This is a genomic window from Actinomadura sp. WMMB 499 (assembly GCF_008824145.1).
GTDB lineage: Bacteria > Actinomycetota > Actinomycetes > Streptosporangiales > Streptosporangiaceae > Spirillospora.
In genome coordinates this window covers 4,394,213-4,416,539 of the sequence record NZ_CP044407.1, presented here as the reverse complement: position 1 = coordinate 4,416,539, position 22,327 = coordinate 4,394,213, and the positions used below count along the sequence as shown (strand labels likewise).

Below are 22,327 nucleotides of genomic sequence, written 5' to 3'. Positions count from 1 at the left end.
AGCCTGCCGGGTGTCGTTCCCGAACTGGACGGAGGGAGCCCGGTGGGCGATCTCACCGAGGCCCGGCCGCTGTGGGCGGCCGGGGCCGGAGCCGATCACATCGCGGCGCGGCGCAGGCTGCTGGCCGCCGAGAAGGAGCTGCTCGACCACGCCGAGCGGGTGGCCGCCGCCCGGCGCGCCCTGCCGCCGGGGCCCGTCCTGCCCGACTACACCCTGGCCGAGGGGCCGCGGGACCTCGCCTCCGACGAGCCCGTGACGCCGCGTGCGCTGGGCGAGCTGTTCGGCGAGCACGGCGCGCTCGTCGTCTACCACCTCATGTTCGCGCCCGACGCGGACGAGGCCTGCCCCATGTGCTCGATGTGGGTCGACGGCTTCAACGGCGTCGCCCACCACGTCGAGCGGCGGGCGGCCTTCGCCGTCGTGGCCAGGGCGCCGCTGCCGAAGCTGCGCGCGTGGGGCCGCCGCCGCGGCTGGGACCGGGTGCGCCTGCTGTCCGGTCACGACTCCGCGTTCGGCGCCGACCTCGCGATGGAGGGGCCGGGGGGCGCCCAGCGGCCGGGCCTGCTCGTGTTCGACCGTGCGGGCGACCGGGTGCGCCATCGTTACACGATGCAGGCCAGCGTCGACCCGGAGCTGCCCGAGCGCGGCATCGACCTGCTGTCGCCGGTCTGGCAGCTCCTCGACCTGGTGCCGGCCGGCCGCGGCGACTGGTACGCGGCCAACGGCTACGTGCCGGCCCCCGGGCGCTGAGGCCGGCGGGCGCGACCGGAGCCGGGGCGGCCGCGCCCGGAGCCGGTCAGTCCGCGGGGTCCAGCCAGATGTTGGTGATGTCGAAGAACTCGATCTGCGGCACCTGGACGGGGTTGCGGACGCGCTTGCCGTGGTACCGGGACGTCATCGCCGCGAACGACAGGATGGGCACGACGGGCAGGTCCTCCATGACCCTGACGTCGACCTGGTGCCACAGTTCCTCGGCCGCGTCCGGGGCGGGCTCCTGCAGGGCCCGCTCGATCAGCGCGTCGACCTCCGGGCTGCTGTAGCCGCCGTAGTTGGTGGTTCCCGGGACGTCGTTGCTCTGGAACAGCGGCTGGACGATCACGCGTCCGTTGTTGCCGAACCAGTCGGGCGTGAAGCCGGGTTCGGCGATGTCCCACGCGCCCGCGCGTCCCGCCTCCGGGTCCGACAGCGCCGAGCCGTAGTACTCCGCCTGGGTGTAGTAGCGGTAGTCGAGCGTGATGCCGATCTCCTCCAGGCGCGCGGCGATGCATTCCATGACCTTGAGGTGGATGCCGATCTTGCGGACGGCGGCGATGAGTGTCAGCCCCTCCCCGTAGCCCGCGTCGACCAGCAGCTCGCGCGCCTTGGCCAGGTCGCCGCGTGACCCGGGGGTGGGATACGGGTCGTAGCCGCGGTGGCCGATGCTCCCCGCGGGGATGACCGAGCCCAGCGGCTGGTTCGGCGCGTCCAGCGCGTCCAGGATCTCCCCGACGGCGACCTTGTCGACGGCGTAGGCGATGGCCTTGCGCACCCTCGGGTCGCTGGTGGCGCGGCCCGCGTTGGGGCTGCGCAGGTTGAACACCAGGTAGGGATTGAGGGCGAATCCGGGGTAGCTGCGCGGCGGGGCGTCCTGGCCGGGCTTGGGCCGGTCCCACGACACGGACGTGTAGGACCAGGCGAGGTCGACCTCGCCCGCGTCCATCCGGCGCTCCATCTCCGGGACGGGCAGGTCGGTCACCTCGATCTCGATGCGGTCGACGTACTGGCCGCGGATCGGGTCGGTCTCCGCGCGCCACACCGGGTTGCGCTCCATCCGGATCTCCATGCCGCGGTCGGCGTAGTGGACGAGCCGGTAGGGCGCGCAGGACAGGGTGTTGCGGCGGAACTCCATGCTGTCGGGGACGTACGCGTCGTACTCGACCGGCGCGGGCGCGGTGAACCCGGTCGCGAGGATGTTGAGGAAGTCGTTCGCGGGGTGCAGGAGCCGGAACTCCAGGGTCTTGTCGTCGAGCGCGCGCAGCCCGGCGATGTCGTGGGCGTTCTGGAAGCCGGCCATCGCGGCGGCGGTCGGCTCGACGCCGGCGAAGGCGTCCCGGTAGGCGTCGCAGTACTCGCGCATCCCCTGGATCGTGGTGGTGAAGTAGGTCAGCGCGCCCGCGCCCGACACCGGGTTGGGCAGCCGCTTGAAGCCGCGGACGACGTCGTGCGCGGTGACCTCCCGGGGCGGTGCGGAGTTCCACCGCACTCCGTCGCGCAGCCGGATGGTGTAGGTCCGCAGGTCCGCGCTGATGCCCCCGTTGTCCACGGTGGGGATCTCCGCCGCGAGGTCGGGGGCGGGGGCGAACGCCTTTCCGGGCTCGGACAGGTCGTCCTGGGCCGGGTAGGCGAACAGCTGACGGGCCAGCGCGCGCAGGATCTGCGCGGAGGTGGCGTAGTACGCGCTGGCGGTGTCGATGTGGTCGACGCCGCCGGGCCCCCGGAGGCGCAGCGTCCCGCCGTACCGGGGGGTTCCGGGGCGTGCGGCGGGCTCGGACGCGGTGCTGGTCATCGTTTCTCCCATCCCGAGGTGTTGCTATATGATTATCAAGTTGTTGGGATAGGATGGCAATACGGCGTCCTGGCTCGCGGAGGGAGATGCCGAGGTGGCCGATCGTGACCGGGTCCGCCGGGACCTGCGACGCCTGGCCGCGGACCATGCCGTCCGTGAGCTGGGCGGGCAGCGGGACCCGCGGCCCTCGGTCGCCCGCCTCCAGCGGCTGCGGGTGTCGCTGGACGAGGACTACTGCCGCGAGGTCGCCGCCTACTACCAGCGGGCTCCGCGCCGCCGGGACAGTCCGGGGCTGCGCCGGAGCTACGAAATGCTCAAGCAGCACAGCCGGCTTCTGTACCGTTCCGCCGTCGCCGCCGGATTCGCCGTGGAGCCGTGGCGCGGCGACGGCCCGCCCTACCGCGACTCGCGCGACCTGCGCGAGCGCGTCACCGCGACGCGGCGCCTGCGCGTCCTGCCCACCGCAGTGGGCCACGGCCCGCCGTCCGACACCGGCGCGCACCCGCTGCGCGAGCCGTCCGGCGTGCGGGTCCGCGGCGAGGACGTCCCGCACAACGACCTGTTCCGCGCCGTGCACGACCTGTTCGGGCACGTGATGTTCGGGCACGGCTTCGGTCCCGCGGGGGAGTTCGCGGCGACGCGCGTCCAGGGCCGGCTGTACCCGCCGGAGGCGTGGCCCGCGCTGTTCACCGAGCAGGTCGGGCAGACCTGCTGGTTCTTCTACGGGCCGCACCGGTCGGTTCCGGCACCCCGGCGTCCCTACCCCGACCAGAAGGTGTTCGCCTTCCCCGACCCGTTCCTGGACGCGTTCGCCGGCCTGTTCCGGTTTGAGGAGGATCCCGGATGACCGATGTCAGAGACGACTTCCCGATCCTGCGGACCAGCGTGGACGGCGAGCCGCCGGTCTACCTCGACAACGCGGCGACGACACAGAAGCCGGCCCGGGTGCTGGACGCGATCGTCGACCACTACGCCACCGCCACCGCCAACATCGGCCGCAGCCATCACGCCCTCGCGCGGCGGGCCACCGAGCGCTACGAGCGGGCGCGGGCGGCGGTCCAGGCGGCCCTGGGCGCCGCCCACCCCGAGGAGATCGTGTTCACCGGCGGCACCACCGACGGGATCAACCTGCTCGCCGACACCTTCGGCCGGGAACGGGTCGGCGCGGGCGACGAGGTCGTCGTGTGCGGCATGGAGCACAACTCCAACCTGCTGCCGTGGCGGCGCCTGTGCGAGCGGGCGGGCGCGCGCCTGACCGTCGTCCCCGTCGACGAGCGGGGCCGCACCGACCGCGCCGACTTCGCCGCCGCGCTCGGCCCGCGCACCCGGCTGGCCGCCGTGGCGCACGTGTCGAACGTCCTCGGCACCGTCAACCCCGTCCGGGAGATGATCCGCGACGCGCACCGGGCCGGGGTGCCCGTGGTGGTGGACGGGGCGCAGGCCGTGCCGCACGCGCCGGTCGACGTGCGCGACCTCGACGCCGACTTCTACTGCTTCTCCGCCCACAAGGTCTACGGCCCCACGGGAGTCGGCGTGCTGTACGGGCGGCGCGACCTGCTCGCCGGGCTGCCGCCCTACCGGGTCGGCGGCGGGACGGTGAAGGGCGTGGCCCGCGACGAGCCGGTGGCCTACGTCCCGGCGCCCGCGCGGCTGGAGGCGGGCACCCCGGACGTCGCCGGAGCGGTGGGCCTGGCGGCCGCGCTCGGCTACGTCGCGGACCTCGGCTGGGACGCCGTCCGGGAGCACGACGCGGAACTGGTGCACCGCGCCGTCACGGCGCTGCGCAAGGTTCCCGGCGCGCGGGTCGTCGGCGCGCCCGAGGAGACGCCGAGCGGCATCGTCTCGTTCGTCATCGAGGGCGTCCATCCGTACGACGTCGGCGGGCACCTGGACCGGCACGGCGTGGCGGTCCGCTGCGGGGTGCACTGCGCGAGCACGTTCCTGGACGACCTCGGCCTGCTCGGCACGGTGCGGCTGTCGTTCGCGGTCTACAACACCGTCGAGGAGGTCGACCGGGCCGTCGACCTGCTGCATTCGGTGCGGCCGGGCGTGTGGACCGCCGAGCACCCGACGACGCGGTTCCTGTGACCATGCACTTCGACACCAAGCTGGTGCGGCTCGGCCAGGAGCCCGCGGACGGCACGGGCGACGTGGTGCCCCCGATCCACGTCGCGGCCACGTACGAGCGGCGCGTCCAGGATCCGCTCCGGTACTTCTACGGGCGCGGCGAGAACCCGACACGGGAGGCGCTGGAGCGCTGCCTGGCGGGCCTGGAGGACGCCCGCTCCGCGACCGCCTTCGCGTCCGGCCAGGCGGCGGGGGCGACGGTGCTCTCGCTGCTGGAGCCCGGGGCGCGGCTCGTGGCCTCCGACGACGTCTACGGCGGCACCCGCGCGCTGTTCGCCCTCCTCGCCCGGCAGGGCGTCACCGTGGACCACGCCGACCTCTCCGACGCCGCCGCGATGGACGCGGCGTTCGCCGGGGACGTGGCGATGGTGTGGATCGAGACGCCGACCAACCCGCTGCTGAAGATCACCGATGTGGCGGAGGCGGGCCGGCGGGCGCGCGAGCGCGGCGCGCTGGTCGTGGTCGACAACACCTTCGCGGGGCCGGCGCTGCAACGGCCGCTGCGGCTCGGCGCGGACGTCACGCTGTACAGCACCACCAAGTCGATCGCCGGGCACTCCGACGTACTGGGCGGGGCGCTCGTCTGCGACGACGACCGGCTGCACCGTGCGTTCGCCGAGCATCGCGCCGTGACCGGGGCGGTGCCCGGCCCGTTCGACTGCTTCCTGGTGCACCGCGGGCTCAAGACGCTGTCGCTGCGCACCGCCCGGCAGGTCGGCAACGCGCGGGCCATCGTCGAGGCGCTGTGCGCTTCGCCCCGCGTGGGGCGGGTGCACTATCCGGGCCTCCCGGGCCACCCTGGGCACGTGCCGGCGGCCCGGCAGATGTCCGCGCCCGGCTCGGTCGTCAGCTTCGAGTACCTCGGCGACCCGGCGAAGCTGATGGACCGGCTGGAGCTGTTCACGTGCGCGGTCAGCCTCGGCGGCGTGCGGTCGCTCGTCGAGTGTCCGGCCCTGATGACCCACGCCGGCGTCCCGCCGCGCATCCGCGCGGAGCTGGGCATCGGCGACGGGCTGGTCCGGGTCTCGGCGGGGATCGAGGACGCGCGGGACCTGGTGGCCGATCTGGTGGCCGCGCTGCGGCCGGAGGAGGAGCACGACCGATGACCGACGGGACGATCACCTGGCTGGACGGCGGCGTCGCCACCGAGCTGCAACGCGGCGGCCTCTCCCTGCGCGCCCCCTGGTGGACCACGCTGGCGCTCAACAGCGAGGCGCGGCGGGAGGACCTGCGGCGGATCCACGAACGGTACCTGGCCGCGGGCGCCGACCTGATCACCGCCAACACCTTCCGCTGCAACCGCCGGGCGCTCGACCGGATCGGCCTGGACGGGGCGGGGCTCGCGTGGATGGTGCACGCGGCCGTGGGGGTGGCGCGGGCGGCGTGCGGCACCGGCCGGGCCCGCGTCGCCGGTTCGATGGCCCCGGTCGAGGACTGCTACCGCCCCGACCTGGTGCCGCCGGACGCGGAACTGCGGGACGAGCATCGGTGGCTGGCCACGGAGCTGATGCGGGCCGGCGTCGATCTGGTCCTCGTCGAGACGATGAACACCGCGCGGGAGGCCCGGATCGCGCTGGAGCAGGTCCAGGCCGCCGGGGGGCGGGCCTGGGTGTCGTTCGTGTGCGGCGACGCCGGGCGGCTGCCGTCGGGCGAGGGGGTGGCGGCCGCGGCCGCCGCGGTGGAACGGGACGGCGCCGAGGCCGTCCTGGTCAACTGCGGCGCACCGGCAGACGCCGAGCGCGCCCTCGCCGAGCTCCGGGACGCCTGTTCGGGCCCGATCGGCGCCTGCCCGGGGATCGAGGACCGCGGTCCCGAGGACCGCTGGACGCATGTCGACCGGCACGTCCCGGCCGCCCTGTCCCCGGACGGGTTCGCCGACCTCCTGCGGGGGTGGCGCGACAAGTTCGCGCCCGAGATCCTCGGCGGCTGCTGCGGCACCACACCAGACCACCTGGCCGCCGCGACGGGCGCCACGCCCTGACCCGGCCACCGGACGACCCCGCCGTCGGGCGACAACCTTGTAAGGCGAGCACCCCGGAAGACGAGCACCCCGGAAGACGAGCACCCCGGAAGACGAGGAGGCGGTGGGGCATGACCGTTCAGCGGCCGGATCCCCGGTCCGTGAAGGACGAGCAACGCGAGACCTGGGACGCCGTCAGCCCGGGCTGGGAGAGGACGCTGGCGACCTTCGAGCGCGGCGCGGCCACGGTCACCCGGCGCCTGCTGGAGCTCGGCGGAGTGCGCCCCGGGCACACCGTCCTCGACGTCGCGACCGGCCTGGGCGAGCCCGCCCTGAGCGCGGCGCGCGCCGTGGGGGCGTCCGGGCGCGTCCTGGGCGTCGACATCTCCCCGCGGATGCTGGAGGCGGCGCGGCGGCGCGCCGCGGGCCTCGGCAACGTGGAGTTCGCCGTCGCCGACGCCGAGTCCCTGGACCTCGCGCCGGGCTCGTTCGACGTCGTGCTCAGCCGGTGGGGCCTGATGTTCGCCGTCGAGCACGCGGGGCTGTTCCGCTCCCTGGCCCGGCTGCTGCGCCCCGGGGGCGTCCTCGCGGCGGCGGTCTGGGGGGCGCCCGCGCGAGTGCCGATGATGGCGCTCGGGCACGCGGTGGTCAGGGAGCGGCTGCGGCTTCCCCCGCCGCCGCCCGGCACCCCGGGACCGTTCAGCATGGCCGAGCCCGGGCCGCTCGCCGCGCAGGTGCGGCGCGCCGGGTTCGTCGAGGTGTCGGTCACCGAGCACGAGGTGCCGTTCCGGGTGGCGACCCCGGACGGGTACGCCGAGTTCGCCCGGGCGGTGATGCCGCCGGGCGTGCTGCGGGCGGTGCGGGAGACCTTCGGTTCGGCGGACGACCCCGGCACGTGGGCCGCGGTGGCGGCGGCCGCCGAGCGCCACCGGTCGGGCGACGGCGCGCTCCTGCTGCCTTCGACCGCCCTGCTGCTGCGGGCGGTGCGGCCGGCGGGCGGGGACGCGTGAGCGCGGGGCCCGCGGTGACCGGAGTGGTCCTCGCCGGCGGCCGGGGCACCCGGCTGGCGCCGCTCACCGCCGGCACGAGCAAGCAGTTGCTGCCCGTCGCGGGGCGGCCCCTGGTGGCCCGGGTGATCGCCCAGCTCGTCCGGGCGGGCGTCCGCGACGTCCTGCTGGTGATCGACGAGCGGCACGCGTCGGGTTTCCTGGAGGCCCTGCGGGACGGCCGTGACCTGGGCCTGCGCAGCCTCGCCTACGTCTGGCAGCCGTCGTCCGCCCGCGGCATGCCGTCCGCGATCGCCCAGGCCGAGCACCACGTGCGCACCGACGGGCTGCTGGTGGCCTGCGGCGACGTGCTGATCGAGGGGTCGCTGCGGCCGGCGGTGACCGCTTTCGCGAGCCGGCCGGAGGGGGCGCGGATCATCGCCGCCCGGGTGCCGGACACCGCGGCGCACACGCCGCTGACGGTGCGCGGCGACCGGGTCGTCGCGCTGGGCGACAAGGACCCCGACCGGCACGCGCCCGGCCTGATCGACCTCGGTTGCTACCTGTACCACCGCGACGTGTTCGGCGAGATCCGCATGCTGCGCCCCTCGGCCCGCGGCGAGACCGAGATCTGGGACCTCAACCGCCGGTACGCGCGGCGCGGCGAGCTGGCCGTGACCGAGGTCGCCGGCTGGTGGTCGGACGTGGGCGGCGGCCTGGACGCCTACCGCGCGGCGGACGCCCGCTACGCCCGCGACCGGGCGGTCGACGCGGCGCATTGACACTTTAAAAACATATAGTTAACCTGCGTTCGTTTCCTGCGAGTGGAGTGCGTAGTGACCGCGCCGCACGTTCCCGCCGACCTCCGCGAACACGCGGAGGAGAGGTTCTTCGGCATCATCAACAACCCTCCCGACATCGAGCCCCACGACACCTACCGCTGGCTGCACGCCAACGCCCCGGCCTTCGTCACCGGCTCGGGCATGCTGATCCTGACGCGCTTCGCCGACGTCGAACCGGCGCTGCGCCGCCGCGAGCTCGGCCGGGGCAAGGAGTCGGTGCTCAACCTGACCAGCCTGCCGCCCGAGCTGATCGAGCCGGTGATGACGCGGTGGAAGCGCACCATGGTGTACGCCAACCCGCCCCTGCACACCCGGATCCGGCGGCGCGTCGCCTACGCCTTCGGCCCGCACTTCGTCGAGACGCTCCGCGACCGGGTCCGGGCCCGTGCCCGCGAGCTGCTGGACGGGCTCGCCGACACGCCCGGCGGCAACTTCATGGACCTGGTGGCCTACCCGCTGGGCACGACCGTGCTGGGGGACCTCCTCGGGGTGCCGCACGCCGACCGGGACCGCATCATGGCCCTGGCGCTGGACGCCATGAAGATCTTCGACCCGCAGACCGCGGCGGCGGAACTGCCCGCCTGCGCCCGCGCCGAGATCGAGCAGGCCGAGTACTTCGGCGCGCTGCTGGCCGAGCGGCGCCGCGAGCCCCGCGACGACCTGCTGAGCCGGCTGGTCGCCCCCGCGGACGACGACCCCCTGGACGAGATCGAGCTGGTGGCCACGGCGGCCAACCTGATGAACGCGGGCATCGACACCGCGCCCAACCTGCTGGGCAACGCCCTCTACGCGCTGCTGGAGGAGCCGGGGCAGCTCGCCCTCCTGCGCGAGGACCCCGGCCGGATCCCGCGCGCCGTGGACGAACTGGCGCGCTTCGACCCGCCGCTCAACCTCAACCCGCGCACCGCCCTGGAGCCGTGCACCGTCGCGGGCTTCGACCTGGAGCCGGACCAGATCGTCGTGAGCGTCCAGGGGGCCGCCAACCGCGACCCGAGGCGGTTCAGCGACCCCGACCGGCTGAATGTGCTGCGCGACGAGGGCCCCTCCCTGGCGTTCGGCGGCGGCATCCACTCGTGCCTGGGCGCGCACGTCGGTCCGCTGGAGGTGCGGGAACTGCTGGCCGAGCTGGTGACCGGCTTCCGCGCGGTCGAGCCGGGCGGCCCGGCCCGCCGCCGCCCCGGCCACAACCTGCGCGGCTTCGCCGACGTGCCGCTGACGCTGCGCCGGTAGCCGACGGCCGTGAGGAGATGGCGATGCGCGTGCTCTTCCTGACCACTCCGCTGGTCAGCCATACGTTCCCGCTCGTCCCGTTCGCGTGGGCGATGCGCGCGGCGGGCCACGACGTGCTGTTCGGCACGACGGGCCCGGCGCTGTCGGTGTCCGGCGCCGGCGTGCACGTGGCCGACTTCGACCCGGACGGGCGGTGCCCCTCGGTCGCCGAGCTGAACGCCCGGCGTCCCGACATCGTCCGGCTCCGGGCCACGAAGGTCGCCGACGGGTGGCCGCTGCTGGCGGAGGTCACCCGCCGGTACGCCGGCGCGATGACGGCGCTGGCCCGGCGGTGGCGGCCGGACCTGATCGTGACCTCCCAGCTGCAGGGCGGCGGGCTGCTGGCCGCGGCCGCGGCGGGCGTCCCCGTCGTGGAGCACCGCTCCAGCCTGCTGCGGGGCGACGACTACTTCGACCGGCTCCCGGAGTTGATCCCCGAGACGTTCGACGCGCTCGGTGTGGCGGGCCCGCCGCGCCGCCGCGTCTCGCTGGAGGTCGCCCCGCCGAGCATGGCCCCGGCCGACGGCGCCTGGCCGATGCGGTACGTGCCGTTCAACGGGGGCGGGGTGCTGCCCCCGGATCTGACCGGGCGGCCGGACCGGCGCAGGATCGCGGTCACGGTCGGCACCAACGTCATGGCGCCCGACATGGCGCTGTTCCTGGACCGCACGCTGAAGGCGGCACCGGAGGTCGACGCCGAGTTCGTCCTGCTGATGGCGGGGGTCGCCACCAGCGGCGGGACGGGCGGCGGGACGGGCGGCGGGACCGGCGAACCCGTGCGCAACCCGCCCGCCAACGTGCGGGTGCTGCGGGAGTGGGTGCCGCTGCGGGCGGTGCTCGCGGGCTGCTCGGCGATCCTGCACCACGGCGGCGCGGGGTCCATCCTCGCCGCCCTGGACGCCGGCGTCCCGCAGCTGATCGTCCCGTCGGGCGCGCCGAGCTTCCTGCAGGCGGACGTGGTGCGCGAGCGCGGTGCCGGGCTGGTCGCCGCGGCCGACGCGCTGGACGCCGCGCCGATCCGGCGCGTGCTGGCGGACGCGCCGCTGCGGGACGCGGCGCGGGAGGTGCGCGACGAGATCGCCGGGATGCCCTCCCCGGCCGGTCTGGTGGACCGAGTCCTGGCCCTGGACAGCTGAGCGATGACCGTCGGCGCGGGGGCCGTCCGCGGCGCGGACGCCACGCTGTGCGGGCCCGCGATCTTCCAGGCGGCGGCGCGGGTCCGCGACCGGATCACGGTCGAGGCGTTCGGGCGGCCGCACCCGCTGTCCCCGGTGTCGGCCGGATTCGTCGCGCTGCGGACCGACCCGCCCGCGCACGGCACGGACCGTATCGCGTCGATGGCGCTGGCGATGGGGCGTCCGGTCGCGCTGGTGGGCGAGACCGCCGCGCCGGTCGCGGCCGCGCTCGCGGCCGCGACCGGCGGCCGCTGGCTGTGCCCGCCGGGCCCGCCGGGCGGCGGCGCTCGCGAACCGTGGCGCCGCTGCCACTTCGTCGTCCCCGAGGAGTTCGTCCGGGCCCGCACCGCGGCGATCGTGCGGCTGCAACGCGACCGGCGCCCGCGCGCCGGGCTGCCCTTCCAGCGGCTGACCGCCGTCGGGGTGGGGCCGTGGATCCGCGGCGACGGCGCGGCGGCGCGCCGGGCGGTGGCGCGCGCCGAGGCGGTGGTCGCGACCGACTGGACGTTCCGGCACACCCTGCCGCTGCTGGGGCTGCGGACGTCCGGCAGCCGTCACGCCGTGCCCTACGACGTCATGGACTACGACGCGACGGTCGCGGGCGTCAGCGCCACGGTGGACCGGCTGCAGGAGGCCGGGGTCGGCGACGTCGCGCTGCTCGTCGAGGGCAACCCGGACACCTACGACGTCCTGGAGGGCCTGTGCCCGGCCCGGCGGCGGCTGGACGTCGTTCCGGGGGTGCCGATCGGGCTGGCGGCCGCCGGCGAGCTGGGACGGCGCCTGGCCCGCGACCCCTTCGACCGGCGGCACGCCTACCTGTCGGGGCTGCCGGCCCGGCACGGCCAGACCCGCGAGCGGCTGCTGCGGGAACTGACCGGCTACCTCGCCGCCGGGCTGCCCTGCGCGCTGGTGGAGATGACGGCGGGCGACATCGGGCTCGTGCTCCGGGCGGCGCGGGCCGCGCCGGAGCCGATGACCTGCGTGCTGCTCAGCGACCTGTACTCGCCCGACACGCGCGTGGTGACCGCCGGTGCGGCGTCCGCGCGGGCACGAACCCTCCTGGAGCACGCCCGCGGCCGCCTCACCACCCTCCTCGTCTTCAAGGAGTCCTTCCGTGCCGAAACCCCTGGCTGACGCGCTCCCCGCCGGGGCCTCGCTGGAGCGCGTGGCCGCGTTCCTGGGCGGGGCCCCGGGCGACGGCGGCGGAACCGCCGCCCCTGCGGCCGATCCCGCGGCCGTCCCCGCGGCCGTCCCCGCGGCCGTACGCCCGCCCGAGGTCGGTCGCGTCCCCGTCGCCGGAACCGCCCCCGGGGCCGGGACGGCCGGGCTCGGGCTCGTCTGCGGGGACCCCGGCGCGCGCGTGCGGACCGCGCTGTTCGCGCTGGACGTGACGGCCGGGAGCGTCGACGAGGCCGTCGCGGCGGGAGCGGACCTGCTCGTCGTCCGGCGGCCGCCGTTCCAGGGCGACGCGACGTCCACGGCGCGGCTGATGCACCGCCTGGGGGCGGGAGGCGTGGCGCTGTACGTCCAGGATCCCGGCGAGGCGGAGGCCGGCGCGGGCCCCGCGGACGTTCTGGCCGGGCTGCTAGGCCTGCGCGCGGTCCGTCCGCTGCTGCCCGTGGCGGAACGCGTGGATCTCGTGGTCACCTCCGTGCCGCACGCCGCCGCCGACGCGGTGATCGACGCGCTGGCGGCGGCGGGCGCGGGCCGCATCGGCGAGTACGCGCGCTGCGCGTGGACGGCCGCCGGCGTGGGCACCTTCGTGCCGGGGGGAGCCGCCCGCCCGGCGATCGGCGCGGCGGGGCGGACCGAGACGGTTCCGGAGACCCGGGTGGAGATGATGCTGCCGCGCGCCCGCCGCGCCGCGGTGGTCGCCGCGCTGGCGGCCGCGCACCCGTACGAGGAACCGCCCTACTACCTGTGCGAGCTGGCCGCGCGCCCCGGTGGCGGCCGGGAGGACGGCGGGGAGGACGGCCGGGTGGGTGAGCTGCCGGCCGCCACATCGCTGTCCGCCTTCGCGGCGCGCGCGGCGCGGCTCCTCGGCACGGGCGCCGCGGGCGTGCGGGCGGCGGGCGCCCCGGAGCGGCCCGTGCGCACGGTCGCGCTCGGCGGCCTGGGCGACGGCGACCCGCTCGGCGAACGCACGCCCGGCGCGGACCTGCTCGCCGCGGCGGCACGGAGCGGCGCGCAGGTCTTCCTGGCGGGACGCGTCCCGGACCGGCTCGCGGCGGAGGCGCGGCGCGACCGCGGACCGGCGCTGGTGCAGGTCGGGACCGCGACGGCGGCACGGCCGTGGCTGGCGGAGGCGGCGGCCGGGCTGGAGCGCGGCCTCGGCGGCGCCGTCTCCGCCCGGGTCTGCGCCTCGGTCAGCGATCCGTGGTGGCCGGCGGGGTGACGGCGGCGCCCGACGGTCCGGGCCCGCCGCGGACGACCGCGAACGCGGCCGCGGCCTGGACCACGGCGACGCCCGCGCCCGCCAGCAGGGCGAGCCCGGCTCCGTGCACGAACGCGGCGTGCGCGGCGCCCGCCGCGGCCTCCGCCACCGCGGGCGGCAGCCCGCCGGTCGGCGGCACCGCGCCCTGCGCGATCTCGCTCGTCCGCGCGGTGATCCCGGCGGCGGCGTCCGCCGGGACTCCGGCGGCGGCGAGCCGCTGGGGGAGCGACGCGCCGATCCCGGCCGACACCAGCGTGCCGTACACCGAGATGCCCAGGGACATCCCCACCATCCCCGCGGTGTGCTGGAGCCCGGACGACACGCCCGCCAGGTCCGGCGGGGCGCTGCCGACGACGACCTCGGCGGCGACCGGGGCGGTGCACCCGACCCCGAGCCCGAGCAGGAGCAGGAACGGGACGAGCGCGGCGACCGGCGTGTCCACCTCGAGCCTCGACAGCCCCAGCAGCCCGGCGGCGCTCAGCAGCGCCCCGCACAGCAGCGGCGGCCGCGGCCCGAGGCGCTGGTTGAGCAGCCCGGCGAGCGGGGCGGAGAGCGCGAACAGCGCCAGCACCGCCACCAGGACGCCGCCCGCCTGCGCCGGGCCGAGGCCGCGCACGTTCTGCAGGTAGAGCCCGATGAAGAAGACCGCCCCGAACATGGGGACGGGGGCCAGCGTCGAGATCACCATGCCCGCGGAGAACGGCCGGGACCGGAACAGCGCGGGCGGTACCAGGGGATGCGGGACGCGGCCGGACCGCACCGCGAGCACGGCCAGCAGCGCGCCCGCCGCCGCGAACGCCCCGAGCACGCCCGCGTCGCCCCAGCCCGCGCCGGGCACGCGGATCAGGCCCCAGACGGTCCCGAACAGCGCGCCGCCGAGCAGCAGGGCGCCGGCCGGGTCCAGCGGCCGTGGCGGCGCCCCGGCCCGCCCGGCGGGCACGGCGACGCGGGTGACGATCGCCGCGGCCGCCGCGATCGGGACGTTGACGAAGAAGATCCAGCGCCAGCCCGCGAGGTCGGCCACCACGCCGCCGACGAACGGCCCGCCCGCGATGGTCAGCGCCATCATGCCGCCCCAGATCCCGATGACCCGCTTGAGCTCGTCCGGCGGGAAGGCCAGCCGCAGGATGGCCAGGGAGCACGGCATCAGCACCGCGCCGCACGCGCCCTGCACCGCCCGCCAGAAGATCATCATCTCGGCCGAGCCCGCGGTCCCGGCCAGCACCGACCCGGCCGCGAACCCGGCGAGCCCGGCCAGGAACACCCGGCGGTGCCCGAACCGGTCGCCCAGCGTCCCGCCGGTGATGAGCGCGACGGCCGTGGCGAGCACGTAGGCGTTGGTCACCCACTGGAGCTGGGCGAGCCCGGCGTCCAGGTCGCGCGCGATCAGCGGGTTGGCGACGGCGACCGCGCTCATGTCGACGCCGTCCATCACCACGCCGAGGACCGCGGCCAGGACGATCAGCCGGGGCCGGCGGGCACCGGCGGCCCGCGCCGGATCCTCCCGCGAGCGGCTCCGAAGCACCATCACGAACCTCCCAACTTTAAAAAGATATATTAAGCTCGAGTGGATCCGTCGCCAAGGACGCGGCCGGGACGCGCCCGGCGAACGTCCGCCGTGGAGGGACCGCCATGCGGGTGCTGCTGCTCACCTACGGAGTCCGAGGCGAGGTGGAGCCGTTCGTCGCGCTGGGCAGGGCGTTGCGGGAGTCCGGGCACGAGGCCGTCCTGGCGGGCCCGGCGCCGTTCGCGCCCTTCGCCGCCGAGCACGGCGTGGAGTTCGCCGCCCTCGACGCGGGCCTCGCCGCCGGCCTGCGCGACACCGTGACCGGCGGGCGCGGCGTGCTGCGCCGGATGTCGCTGGTGCGCACGCTCGCCTCCGGCGGTCCGGCCCTGCGGCGCGTGCTCGACGACGCCTGGGACGCGGCGCGGGAGGTGCGGCCCGATGTCGTGGTGCACCACGCGTTCCCGATGGCGGGGCGCCACCTGGCGGAACGGCTGGACGTGCCCGGAGTGCTGCTCACCCTGGACCCGATGTACCTGCCGACGGGCGAGTTCCCGAACCCGCTCTACCCGGCGCCCGCGGGGCTGCCGCGCCGCCTCAACCGCGCGACCTACGAGCTGCCCGCGCTCGCCTGGCGGGTCACCGCGCCCACCGTCGGCCGGTGGCGGCGCGAGTCGCTCCGGCTGCCCCCCGAGCGGGGGCGCCGCGGGGCGCCGCGCCGCGCGGCCGCCGGCGCGCGGCTGGTGCTCAACGCCGTGAGCAGGCACGTGCTGCCGCCGGCCGCCGACTGGCCGCCGACGGTCCGGACCATCGGGTACCTGCGGCTGCCTCCTCCGCCGGGCTGGCGGCCGCCCGCCGCGCTGGCCGCGTTCCTGGCCGCCGGGGAGCCGCCGGTCTGCGTCGGCTTCGGCAGCGCCGTGGGGCGCGATCCGGGCGCGAGCGGGCGCACCGTCGCCGAGGCGGTCGCCCGCGCCGGCGTCCGGGCCGTCGTCGTCGGCGGCGCGGGCGGGATCCGTGTCGGCGGACCGGGGACGGACGAGCGGCGGCTGTGCTTCGTGGACGAGGTGCCGTACGAGTGGCTGCTGCCGCGGGTGAGCGCCGTCGTCCATCACGGCGGCGGCACCACCACGCCCGCCGCCGCGTCCGGACGGCCGCAGGTGCTGTGCCCGTTCGGGGGCGACCAGCCGTCCTGGGCGCGGCGCCTGCACCGGATCGGCGTCGCCCCGGCGCCGCTGCCGCAGTCGCGGCTGACCGCCGCGGGCCTGGCCGCCGCCCTCCGGGAGGCGCTGGGGGATCCGGGCATCCGGCGGCGGGCCGCGGAACTGGGACGGCGGGTCCGCGGCGAGGACGCGGGGGCGGCCGCCGTCGCGGAACTGGCGGGGCTGCGCGCGCGGGGCCGTCCCTTGCCCGCTTCCGAACAGCAGTAATACTATATAAAAAGAAAGCACTGATCCTGGTGGGTCATGCGGGCCACGGTGGACGACCCGGGAGATACAGGATGATCAACGCGTTCCAGCCGATGCTGGGCGACGACGAGCTGGCGGCGGTGGCCGAGGTCTTCCGGAGCAACTGGATCGGCAAGGGGCCGCGGGTACGGGCCTTCGAGGACGCCTTCGCCGCGCACCTCGGCGTCGGCCCCGACCAGGTCATGACCCTCAACTCCTGCACGGAGGCCACCTTCCTGGCGATGGAACTGGCCGGGCTCGGCGCCGGGGACGACGTGGTGCTGCCGGCCGTCAGCTTCGTCGGGGCGGCGAACGCGGTCGCCGCCCACGGCGCGCGGCCGGTCTTCTGCGACGTCGATCCCAGGACCCTCAACCCGTCCGCCTCCGACGTCGAGGCGGCGCTCACCCCGGCGACCCGGGCCGTCCTCGTCCTGCACTACGCCGGGTACCCGGGCGACATCGCCGCGATCGCCGAGCTGTGCCGCGCGCGCGGGCTCCTGCTGATCGAGGACGCGGCGTGCGCGGTGGCCTCCCGGGTCGCCGAGCGGGCCTGCGGGACTTTCGGCGACCTGGGGGTGTGGAGCTTCGACCACGGCAAGATCGCGGTGACCGTGGACGGCGGGATGCTGTACGCGCGCGACCCCGAGCTCCTGCGCCGGGGCCGCAAGCGGGCCTACTTCGGGCTGGAGCAGTTCAGCGGCTTCGACCACGCGAAGGTGACCGACACCCGGTGGTGGGAGTTCGAGGTCGGCTCGTTCTCCCGCCGCTCGATCATGAACGACGTGACGGCCGCCATCGGATGCGTCCAGCTCCGGCGGCTGCCGGAGTTCCTGCGCCGCCGCCGCGAGATCGTCGAGCGCTACGACACCGAGCTGGCCGGGCTGCCCGGCCTGCTGCTCCCGCCCGCGCCGCCCCCCGGCCACCGCACCTCCCACTACATGTACTGGGTGCAGATGGAGGAGCACGTCCGCGACGAGGTCGCGCGCGACCTGTACCGCAGGGGCGTGTACGCCACGTTCCGGTACCCGCCGCTGCACCGCGTCCCGATCTACGGGTCGGACGCCCGGCTCCCCGGCGCCGAGCACGCCGCCGACCGGACGCTCTGCCTCCCCCTGCACCAGGGCCTCGACGACACCGACGTGGACCTGATCGTCGAGACCGTCCGCACGTCGGTGCCCCGCCGGTCCGCCTCCGCCGCCGCGTCCGCCCCGGCCTCCGCGGTCCGGGGCGCCTGACGGGCCGCGCGATGGGATACGGGCGACGGCACGCCGAGATCTACGACGCCGTGTTCACCGGCCGCGGCAAGGACTGGGAGGGGGACGCCCGGCAGGTCGCCGGGCTGGTGCGCGAGCGCCGCCGCGGCGCCCGGTCGCTGCTGGACGTCGCGTGCGGAACCGGGGCGCACCTGGAACGCTTCGGCGCGCTGTTCGACGACGTCGCCGGGGTGGAGCTCGCCGAGGCGATGCGGGAGATCGCGGTGCGGCGCCTGCCCGGCGTGCCCGTGCACGCCGGGGACATGCGCGACTTCGACCTCGGCCGGACCTTCGACGCCGTGGCGTGCCTGTCGTCCTCGATCGGCTACCTGGCCACGGTCGGCGATCTGCACGCGGCGATCGGCCGCATGGCCGGGCACCTGAATCCCGGCGGCGTCCTGGTGATCGAGCCCTGGTGGTTCCCGGAGCGGTTCATCGACGGCTACGTCGGCGGCCACCTGATCCGCGACCGGGACCGGGACCGGGTCATCTCCCGCGTCACGCACTCCACCCGCAGGGAACGCGCCGTCCACATCGACGTACGGTTCGTCGTCGCGGAACCGGGTAGGGGCATCGTCGCCTTCGGCGAAGAGGAGATCGTGACGCTCTTCGCCCGAGACGAGTACGAGGGGGCGTTCCGCAGTGCCGGTTGCACGGTCGAACTGCTGCCCGGCGGCCCGTTCGGGCGCGGCCTCTTCGTGGGGACGCGCAGGTGACGGGCGCGCTGCGCCCGTTGCATCGTTCCGCTTCTCTATATGTACTTGAAGTGATAGCTTCGCCCCTGACTCGACATTCCACCGACGCATCACCGGAGAGTGAGATGCCCGTTGCCGGAACCCTGGAGATCGCCGACGGTCGTTACAGCGTGCGGTTCGAACGGCGGCTGCCCCACTCGGTGGACCAGGTGTGGCGCGCGGTCAGCGACCCGGCCGTGCTCGCGGAGTGGTTCCCCGCCGAGATCGAGCTGGAACTGCGCGAGGGCGGCACGGTCCGCCAGTCCTTCCCCGGCGACATCCGGATGCCGCCGGGCACCGTCACCGCCTGCGATCCGCCCCGCCTGCTGGAGTTCGTCGAGTCCAGCGAGGGGCTGCCGCTGGCGGGGGCGGGCGACGACCGCCTGATGCGCTACGAGCTGACCCCGGACGGCGACGGCTGCGTGCTCGTCTTCGTCAACGCCTTCGGCGACCGCGCCGGCGCGGCCAGCTTCGCCACCGGCTGGGAGACCTGCCTGGACGCGCTGGAGCAGGTGCTGGACGGCAAGGAGGTCTCCGTCCCGGAGAACTTCGCGAGCCTGCACGAGCAGTACGTCGCGAGTTTCGGCCCGCCGGACGGCTCCGCGGAGCGCGGCCCGGACGGGTGGACGGTCGCCTTCGAGCGCCAGCTCCCGTACCCGAAGGACGCGACGTGGGAGGCCCTGGCCGGGGCCGCTCCCGACGCGACGGCACTCGCGTCCGGCGACGCCGTCCCGCCCGGCTTCACCGCCGGATTCGCGGCCGGCGGCACCGTCACCGAGGCGGACGCGCCCAAGGCGCTGGAGTTCCGGGCGGAGACGGACGGCGCCGCGGCCGGCACGGTGCGCTGGCGGATGGAGCAGGGGCCGGGCGGCGCGCGCATCCACCTCACCCACACGCTCCCCGAGCAGTTCGCCGACCGCCGCGTCGAGGCTCTCGCCGCGTGGCACGCGCGGCTGGAACGGCTCGCCGACGAACTCGGCGACGGCCCGCCGTCCCGCCCGTCCGGCCGGGTCGAGGAGTTCGAGGAGCACTACCGGGCGCTGAACGGCTGATGCGGCCGTCCGCCGGGCGCGCGCCATGTTTCCGACCAGCGGGTCCCCGACCAGCGGGTCCCTGAGCACCGGATCCCCGACTCCCGCGACCCCGGGCGCCGCGGACCGCCCGGCGGCGCCCGGGGACTTCGCGGGGGAGCGGGTGCTCGTCACCGGCTCCGGCGGGTTCATCGGCACCGCGCTGCTCCGGCTGCTCCGGGACGCGCGGCCCGCCGCGCTGCTCGCACCGCGGCGGGCCGACTGCGACCTGCTGGACGAGGCGGCGGTGCGCGCTGCCTTCGAGGCGTTCCGCCCGACGCTCGTCGTGCACCTGGCCGGCTGGGTCGCCGGGGTGCGCGGCAAGATCGAGTCCGGCGGGCGGGCGTTCTACGAGAACGTCCGGATGGGGCTCGCCGTGGTGGAGGCGGCCCGCCGGGCCGGGGCGCGCAAGGTCGTGGTCGCCGGCAGCGCCGGCGGCTACCCGGACGGGCTGCCGCCGCCCCTGCGCGAGGACGACCTGTGGGCGGGGCCGCCGCACTGGTCGGAGGGCCCGTACGCCCAGGCGAAGCGCGCCCTGCTCGCAATGCTGGAGGCGTACCGGGGCCAGTACGGTCTCGACTACGCCTACCCCGTCTGCACCAACGTCTACGGGCCGGGCGACCGCTTCGACGAACGGTCCACGTTCGTCCTGCCGTCACTGGTGCGGCGGTTCGTCCAGGCCCGCCGCGAGGGGCGTGACCAGGTCGTCGTCTGGGGCGACGGCAGCCCGTCCCGCGACTTCCTGTACATCGACGACGCCGCCCGCGGCTTCGCCGTCGCGGCGCTGCACGGTGCCGGCCCGATGAACCTGGCCAGCGGCCGGTCCGTCACCATCCGGCGGCTCGCGGAGACCGTCGCGGAGCTGACCGGCTACCGCGGTGAGATCGTCTGGGACACCGCGCGGCCCAACGGCCGGGTCTCCCTCGGCTTCGACATCGGCCGGATGACGGCGCTGGGCTGGCGCCCCGAGGTGGGCCTGCGCGAGGGCGTCCGCCGCACCCGCGACTGGTACCTGGACGGGCCCGGCCGTCCGGCCTGAACGGCGTCCCCCGGGCCGTCCCGCGCGCTCGCTTCGCTTTCCGGGACCGCTGCATCGCAACGATCCAGAGGCTTGTCATCCTTCCCTTGTAACTATACTTTTTTTAAGGAAAGGTGACTGAGGAGGTCTCTGTGCCTGCGTCCACGGTTCGGTGGCGGCGACCGGCGATCGCCCTGGTCGTCGCCGTGCTCATGGTGACGAGCGTGCTGGTGGTGTTCCACCGGCCCGCGAGCGCGGAGGTCGCGGTCTCGACCTTCAGCGTCAAGGGAACCGACGGCAAGACATATTCGGTTACCAATCACATAGTGCAGGAGCGCAGGCACCGGTCGCCCCGCCGGGAATGGCTGCTCGCCTGGACCGGTGCCGCGAACTACGCGGGGGACGGCACCGAGGAGGTCCACGAGCACGGTTCCGCGTCCGGGGACGAGGGCGCCGCGCCCGACTTCCTCGCCGTGATCGACGCGACCGAGTGGTCGCCGACGTACGGCAAGGTCGTCAACACGGCCACGGTCGGCCCCCTCGTCAACGGCGAGCCGCACCACATGCAGTACATGTGGCACAAGGGCCACCGCGTCTACGCGGGGACGATGTTCACCGACACCACGTACGTCTTCGACGTCACCAGGCTTCCCGAGATCCGGCTGACCGGCGTCAACCTCTCCCACGACACGCCGTGCGGCTCGGTGCCCGACGCGTTCGTGACCACGAGCGACGGAGCCGCCTACGGCTCCTACATGGGCGGGCCCGACGTGTCCGGCCCGTGCCGCTACACCAACGGCGAGGTGCGGCTCGGCAACGGCTTCGCCGGTTCTCCGGGCGAGCTCGTGCGGATCGGCCCGGACGGCAGGACCCGGAGCGAGACGCCGGCCGCCCTGGCCGGCGGCGAGGACCCCGAGAAGTGCCGCAACATCCCGCCCATCGAGGAGGCCACCTGCGCCAACCCGCACGGCATCCAGGTGCGCGAGGATCTGGACCGGCTCATCATGAGCGACTTCGCCGAGGTGCGGAACTACCTCGACCCCGACACCAACCAGAGCGACCCCAGGCTGCTGCGGGACACGCTGCGGATCTTCGACATCTCCGAGCGGGACCGGCCACGCCTGGTATCGGTGTCGGAACTGCCGTCCGGGCCGCGTCCCGACCAGCTCCCGGCGTTCGACGAGGACCGCATGGTCATGGAGACCGCCCTCACCCACCAGCGCCGGCACCGCGGCGCGTTCGCCTCCACGATGGCCGGGGGCGCGGTGTTCTACACGCCCGACATCACGGTGGACGAGCCCGAGTGGCGCGAGGTGTTCGACACCACCGCCGCGTACCGGCGGCTCGGGCTGGACCTGTCCGGCTCCAACGCCGGGAACAGCTGGCTCCAGGTCAGTCCCGACGACCGGTACCTCTTCCAGGCGGTCATGGGCTCGGACCCGCGCCTGCCCGAGGGGGAGACGAGCGGCATGGTGTTCGTCCTGGACGTGCGCAGGCTGCTGGCCTCCGGCCCGGACCCCGAGTGCGAGATCGACGCTCTGGCGGAGGTGTCCGCGGGCGGCGCCGAGCCGGATTGCCCCGCGCTGATCGACGCCGAGCAGATCAAGGGCGGCATCGGCGGCCCGCAGGGGCGCGTCGGGACCGGCCCGCACTGGGGCGCCATGGACAACTTCCGGCTCGGCTGGGACGGCCGCTACCGCGAGACCTCGCACATCCGCCGCATCGCCACCAGCAACTACTTCGTGGCGCAGACGGGCATCGACGGTGACCACAAGATCTGCATCACCCAGTTCGACCCGCGGGCCGGCCTGCGCGTCGACCGCAGGTTCCGGGACGAGATCACCGGAGAGCCCTGCATCGACTTCGACCGGACCTCCTGGCCGCACGGTGATCGCGGCCACGCCCGCCCGCACGGGGTGCTGTTCGCCGTCGCGGACGCCGACCTGCGGTGACCCCCGCCCGCCG

19 protein-coding genes are annotated in these 22,327 nt (G+C 75.5%); 17 read left to right on the top strand and 2 right to left on the bottom strand.

The window, feature by feature from the left end; translation table 11 throughout:
- Positions 1–42: 42 nt before the first annotated feature.
- Positions 43–750 (top strand): DUF899 family protein, encoded by a 708-nt coding sequence (locus tag F7P10_RS19365; RefSeq protein ID WP_218040581.1) that lies wholly within the window; start codon positions 43–45, stop codon positions 748–750.
- 46 nt (positions 751–796) lie between these two features.
- Here F7P10_RS19365 and F7P10_RS19360 read toward each other — a convergent pair whose 3' ends face one another.
- A complete protein-coding gene (locus F7P10_RS19360; protein WP_151010747.1) occupies positions 797–2,545 on the bottom strand; it encodes an ABC transporter substrate-binding protein in 1,749 nt (582 codons plus the stop codon).
- Between the two features lie 94 nt (positions 2,546–2,639).
- Here F7P10_RS19360 and F7P10_RS19355 point away from each other — a divergent pair, with 94 nt between their 5' ends.
- The 10 genes from F7P10_RS19355 to F7P10_RS19310 all read left to right on the top strand — a co-directional run bounded on the left by F7P10_RS19355 (position 2,640) and on the right by F7P10_RS19310 (position 13,299).
- Positions 2,640–3,392, top strand: a complete 753-nt coding sequence (locus F7P10_RS19355; RefSeq protein ID WP_218040580.1) for a hypothetical protein — start codon at positions 2,640–2,642, stop codon at positions 3,390–3,392.
- On the top strand, positions 3,389–4,633 hold the full coding sequence (locus tag F7P10_RS19350) for an aminotransferase class V-fold PLP-dependent enzyme (RefSeq protein WP_151010745.1): 1,245 nt from the start codon (positions 3,389–3,391) through the stop codon (positions 4,631–4,633). The genes F7P10_RS19355 and F7P10_RS19350 overlap by 4 nt, the downstream gene beginning before the upstream one ends.
- Before the next feature lie 2 nt (positions 4,634–4,635).
- A complete protein-coding gene (locus tag F7P10_RS19345; protein ID WP_151010743.1) occupies positions 4,636–5,778 on the top strand; it encodes a PLP-dependent aspartate aminotransferase family protein in 1,143 nt (380 codons plus the stop codon).
- Entirely contained in the window at positions 5,775–6,653 is an 879-nt protein-coding gene (locus F7P10_RS19340) for a homocysteine S-methyltransferase family protein (protein ID WP_151010741.1), read from the top strand. Before F7P10_RS19345 ends, F7P10_RS19340 begins: the two co-directional genes overlap by 4 nt.
- A gap of 110 nt (positions 6,654–6,763) precedes the next feature.
- Positions 6,764–7,642 carry a class I SAM-dependent methyltransferase gene (locus F7P10_RS19335; RefSeq protein ID WP_151010739.1) on the top strand — a complete coding sequence of 293 codons (879 nt, stop codon included), beginning with the start codon at positions 6,764–6,766 and terminating at the stop codon, positions 7,640–7,642.
- 14 nt (positions 7,643–7,656) lie between these two features.
- Positions 7,657–8,400 (top strand): sugar phosphate nucleotidyltransferase, encoded by a 744-nt coding sequence (locus F7P10_RS19330; RefSeq protein ID WP_218040579.1) that lies wholly within the window; start codon positions 7,657–7,659, stop codon positions 8,398–8,400.
- 54 nt (positions 8,401–8,454) lie between these two features.
- A complete protein-coding gene (locus F7P10_RS19325) occupies positions 8,455–9,690 on the top strand; it encodes a cytochrome P450 (protein WP_151010735.1) in 1,236 nt (411 codons plus the stop codon).
- 23 nt (positions 9,691–9,713) lie between these two features.
- Complete coding sequence (locus F7P10_RS19320) at positions 9,714–10,865, top strand: nucleotide disphospho-sugar-binding domain-containing protein (protein ID WP_176611559.1); 1,152 nt, start codon at positions 9,714–9,716, stop codon at positions 10,863–10,865.
- Between the two features lie 3 nt (positions 10,866–10,868).
- Entirely contained in the window at positions 10,869–12,038 is a 1,170-nt protein-coding gene (locus F7P10_RS19315; RefSeq protein ID WP_151010731.1) for an SAM-dependent methyltransferase, read from the top strand.
- Entirely contained in the window at positions 12,019–13,299 is a 1,281-nt protein-coding gene (locus F7P10_RS19310) for a Nif3-like dinuclear metal center hexameric protein (protein WP_218040578.1), read from the top strand. Before F7P10_RS19315 ends, F7P10_RS19310 begins: the two co-directional genes overlap by 20 nt.
- Here the strand turns inward: F7P10_RS19310 and F7P10_RS19305 are convergent.
- Positions 13,271–14,866 (bottom strand): MFS transporter, encoded by a 1,596-nt coding sequence (locus F7P10_RS19305; RefSeq protein WP_151010729.1) that lies wholly within the window; start codon positions 14,864–14,866, stop codon positions 13,271–13,273. The genes F7P10_RS19310 and F7P10_RS19305 overlap by 29 nt on opposite strands.
- A 104-nt stretch (positions 14,867–14,970) precedes the next feature.
- Here F7P10_RS19305 and F7P10_RS19300 point away from each other — a divergent pair, with 104 nt between their 5' ends.
- The 6 genes from F7P10_RS19300 (at position 14,971) to F7P10_RS19275 (ending at position 22,314) form a co-directional block, all read left to right on the top strand.
- A complete protein-coding gene (locus tag F7P10_RS19300) occupies positions 14,971–16,269 on the top strand; it encodes a glycosyltransferase (RefSeq protein WP_151010727.1) in 1,299 nt (432 codons plus the stop codon).
- A 71-nt stretch (positions 16,270–16,340) separates the two neighbouring features.
- A complete protein-coding gene (locus F7P10_RS19295) occupies positions 16,341–17,522 on the top strand; it encodes a DegT/DnrJ/EryC1/StrS aminotransferase family protein (protein WP_151010725.1) in 1,182 nt (393 codons plus the stop codon).
- 11 nt (positions 17,523–17,533) lie between these two features.
- Positions 17,534–18,256 carry a class I SAM-dependent methyltransferase gene (locus F7P10_RS19290; RefSeq protein WP_151010723.1) on the top strand — a complete coding sequence of 241 codons (723 nt, stop codon included), beginning with the start codon at positions 17,534–17,536 and terminating at the stop codon, positions 18,254–18,256.
- Between the two features lie 104 nt (positions 18,257–18,360).
- Positions 18,361–19,326 carry an SRPBCC family protein gene (locus F7P10_RS19285; protein ID WP_151010721.1) on the top strand — a complete coding sequence of 322 codons (966 nt, stop codon included), beginning with the start codon at positions 18,361–18,363 and terminating at the stop codon, positions 19,324–19,326.
- Positions 19,327–19,351: 25 nt separating this feature from the next.
- Entirely contained in the window at positions 19,352–20,383 is a 1,032-nt protein-coding gene (locus F7P10_RS19280) for an NAD-dependent epimerase/dehydratase family protein (RefSeq protein ID WP_151010719.1), read from the top strand.
- A 131-nt stretch (positions 20,384–20,514) separates the two neighbouring features.
- The gene (locus F7P10_RS19275) at positions 20,515–22,314 is read left to right on the top strand and encodes a hypothetical protein (RefSeq protein WP_151010717.1); all 1,800 of its coding nucleotides are present in this window, start codon (positions 20,515–20,517) and stop codon (positions 22,312–22,314) included.
- The last annotated feature ends 13 nt before the right edge of the window (positions 22,315–22,327 follow it).

Excerpts from the sequence above, each read along its gene's own strand:
- F7P10_RS19360 (WP_151010747.1), bottom strand. The coding sequence starts at position 2,545 with ATGACCAGCACCGCGTCCGAGCCCGCCGCACGCCCCGGAACCCCCCGG.
- F7P10_RS19350 (WP_151010745.1), top strand. The coding sequence starts at position 3,389 with ATGACCGATGTCAGAGACGACTTCCCGATCCTGCGGACCAGCGTGGAC.
- F7P10_RS19345 (WP_151010743.1), top strand. The coding sequence starts at position 4,636 with ATGCACTTCGACACCAAGCTGGTGCGGCTCGGCCAGGAGCCCGCGGAC.
- F7P10_RS19340 (WP_151010741.1), top strand. The coding sequence starts at position 5,775 with ATGACCGACGGGACGATCACCTGGCTGGACGGCGGCGTCGCCACCGAG.
- F7P10_RS19335 (WP_151010739.1), top strand. The coding sequence starts at position 6,764 with ATGACCGTTCAGCGGCCGGATCCCCGGTCCGTGAAGGACGAGCAACGC.
- F7P10_RS19320 (WP_176611559.1), top strand. The coding sequence starts at position 9,714 with ATGCGCGTGCTCTTCCTGACCACTCCGCTGGTCAGCCATACGTTCCCG.
- F7P10_RS19315 (WP_151010731.1), top strand. The coding sequence starts at position 10,869 with ATGACCGTCGGCGCGGGGGCCGTCCGCGGCGCGGACGCCACGCTGTGC.
- F7P10_RS19305 (WP_151010729.1), bottom strand. The coding sequence starts at position 14,866 with ATGGTGCTTCGGAGCCGCTCGCGGGAGGATCCGGCGCGGGCCGCCGGT.
- F7P10_RS19300 (WP_151010727.1), top strand. The coding sequence starts at position 14,971 with ATGCGGGTGCTGCTGCTCACCTACGGAGTCCGAGGCGAGGTGGAGCCG.
- F7P10_RS19295 (WP_151010725.1), top strand. The coding sequence starts at position 16,341 with ATGATCAACGCGTTCCAGCCGATGCTGGGCGACGACGAGCTGGCGGCG.
- F7P10_RS19290 (WP_151010723.1), top strand. The coding sequence starts at position 17,534 with ATGGGATACGGGCGACGGCACGCCGAGATCTACGACGCCGTGTTCACC.
- F7P10_RS19285 (WP_151010721.1), top strand. The coding sequence starts at position 18,361 with ATGCCCGTTGCCGGAACCCTGGAGATCGCCGACGGTCGTTACAGCGTG.
- F7P10_RS19280 (WP_151010719.1), top strand. The coding sequence starts at position 19,352 with ATGTTTCCGACCAGCGGGTCCCCGACCAGCGGGTCCCTGAGCACCGGA.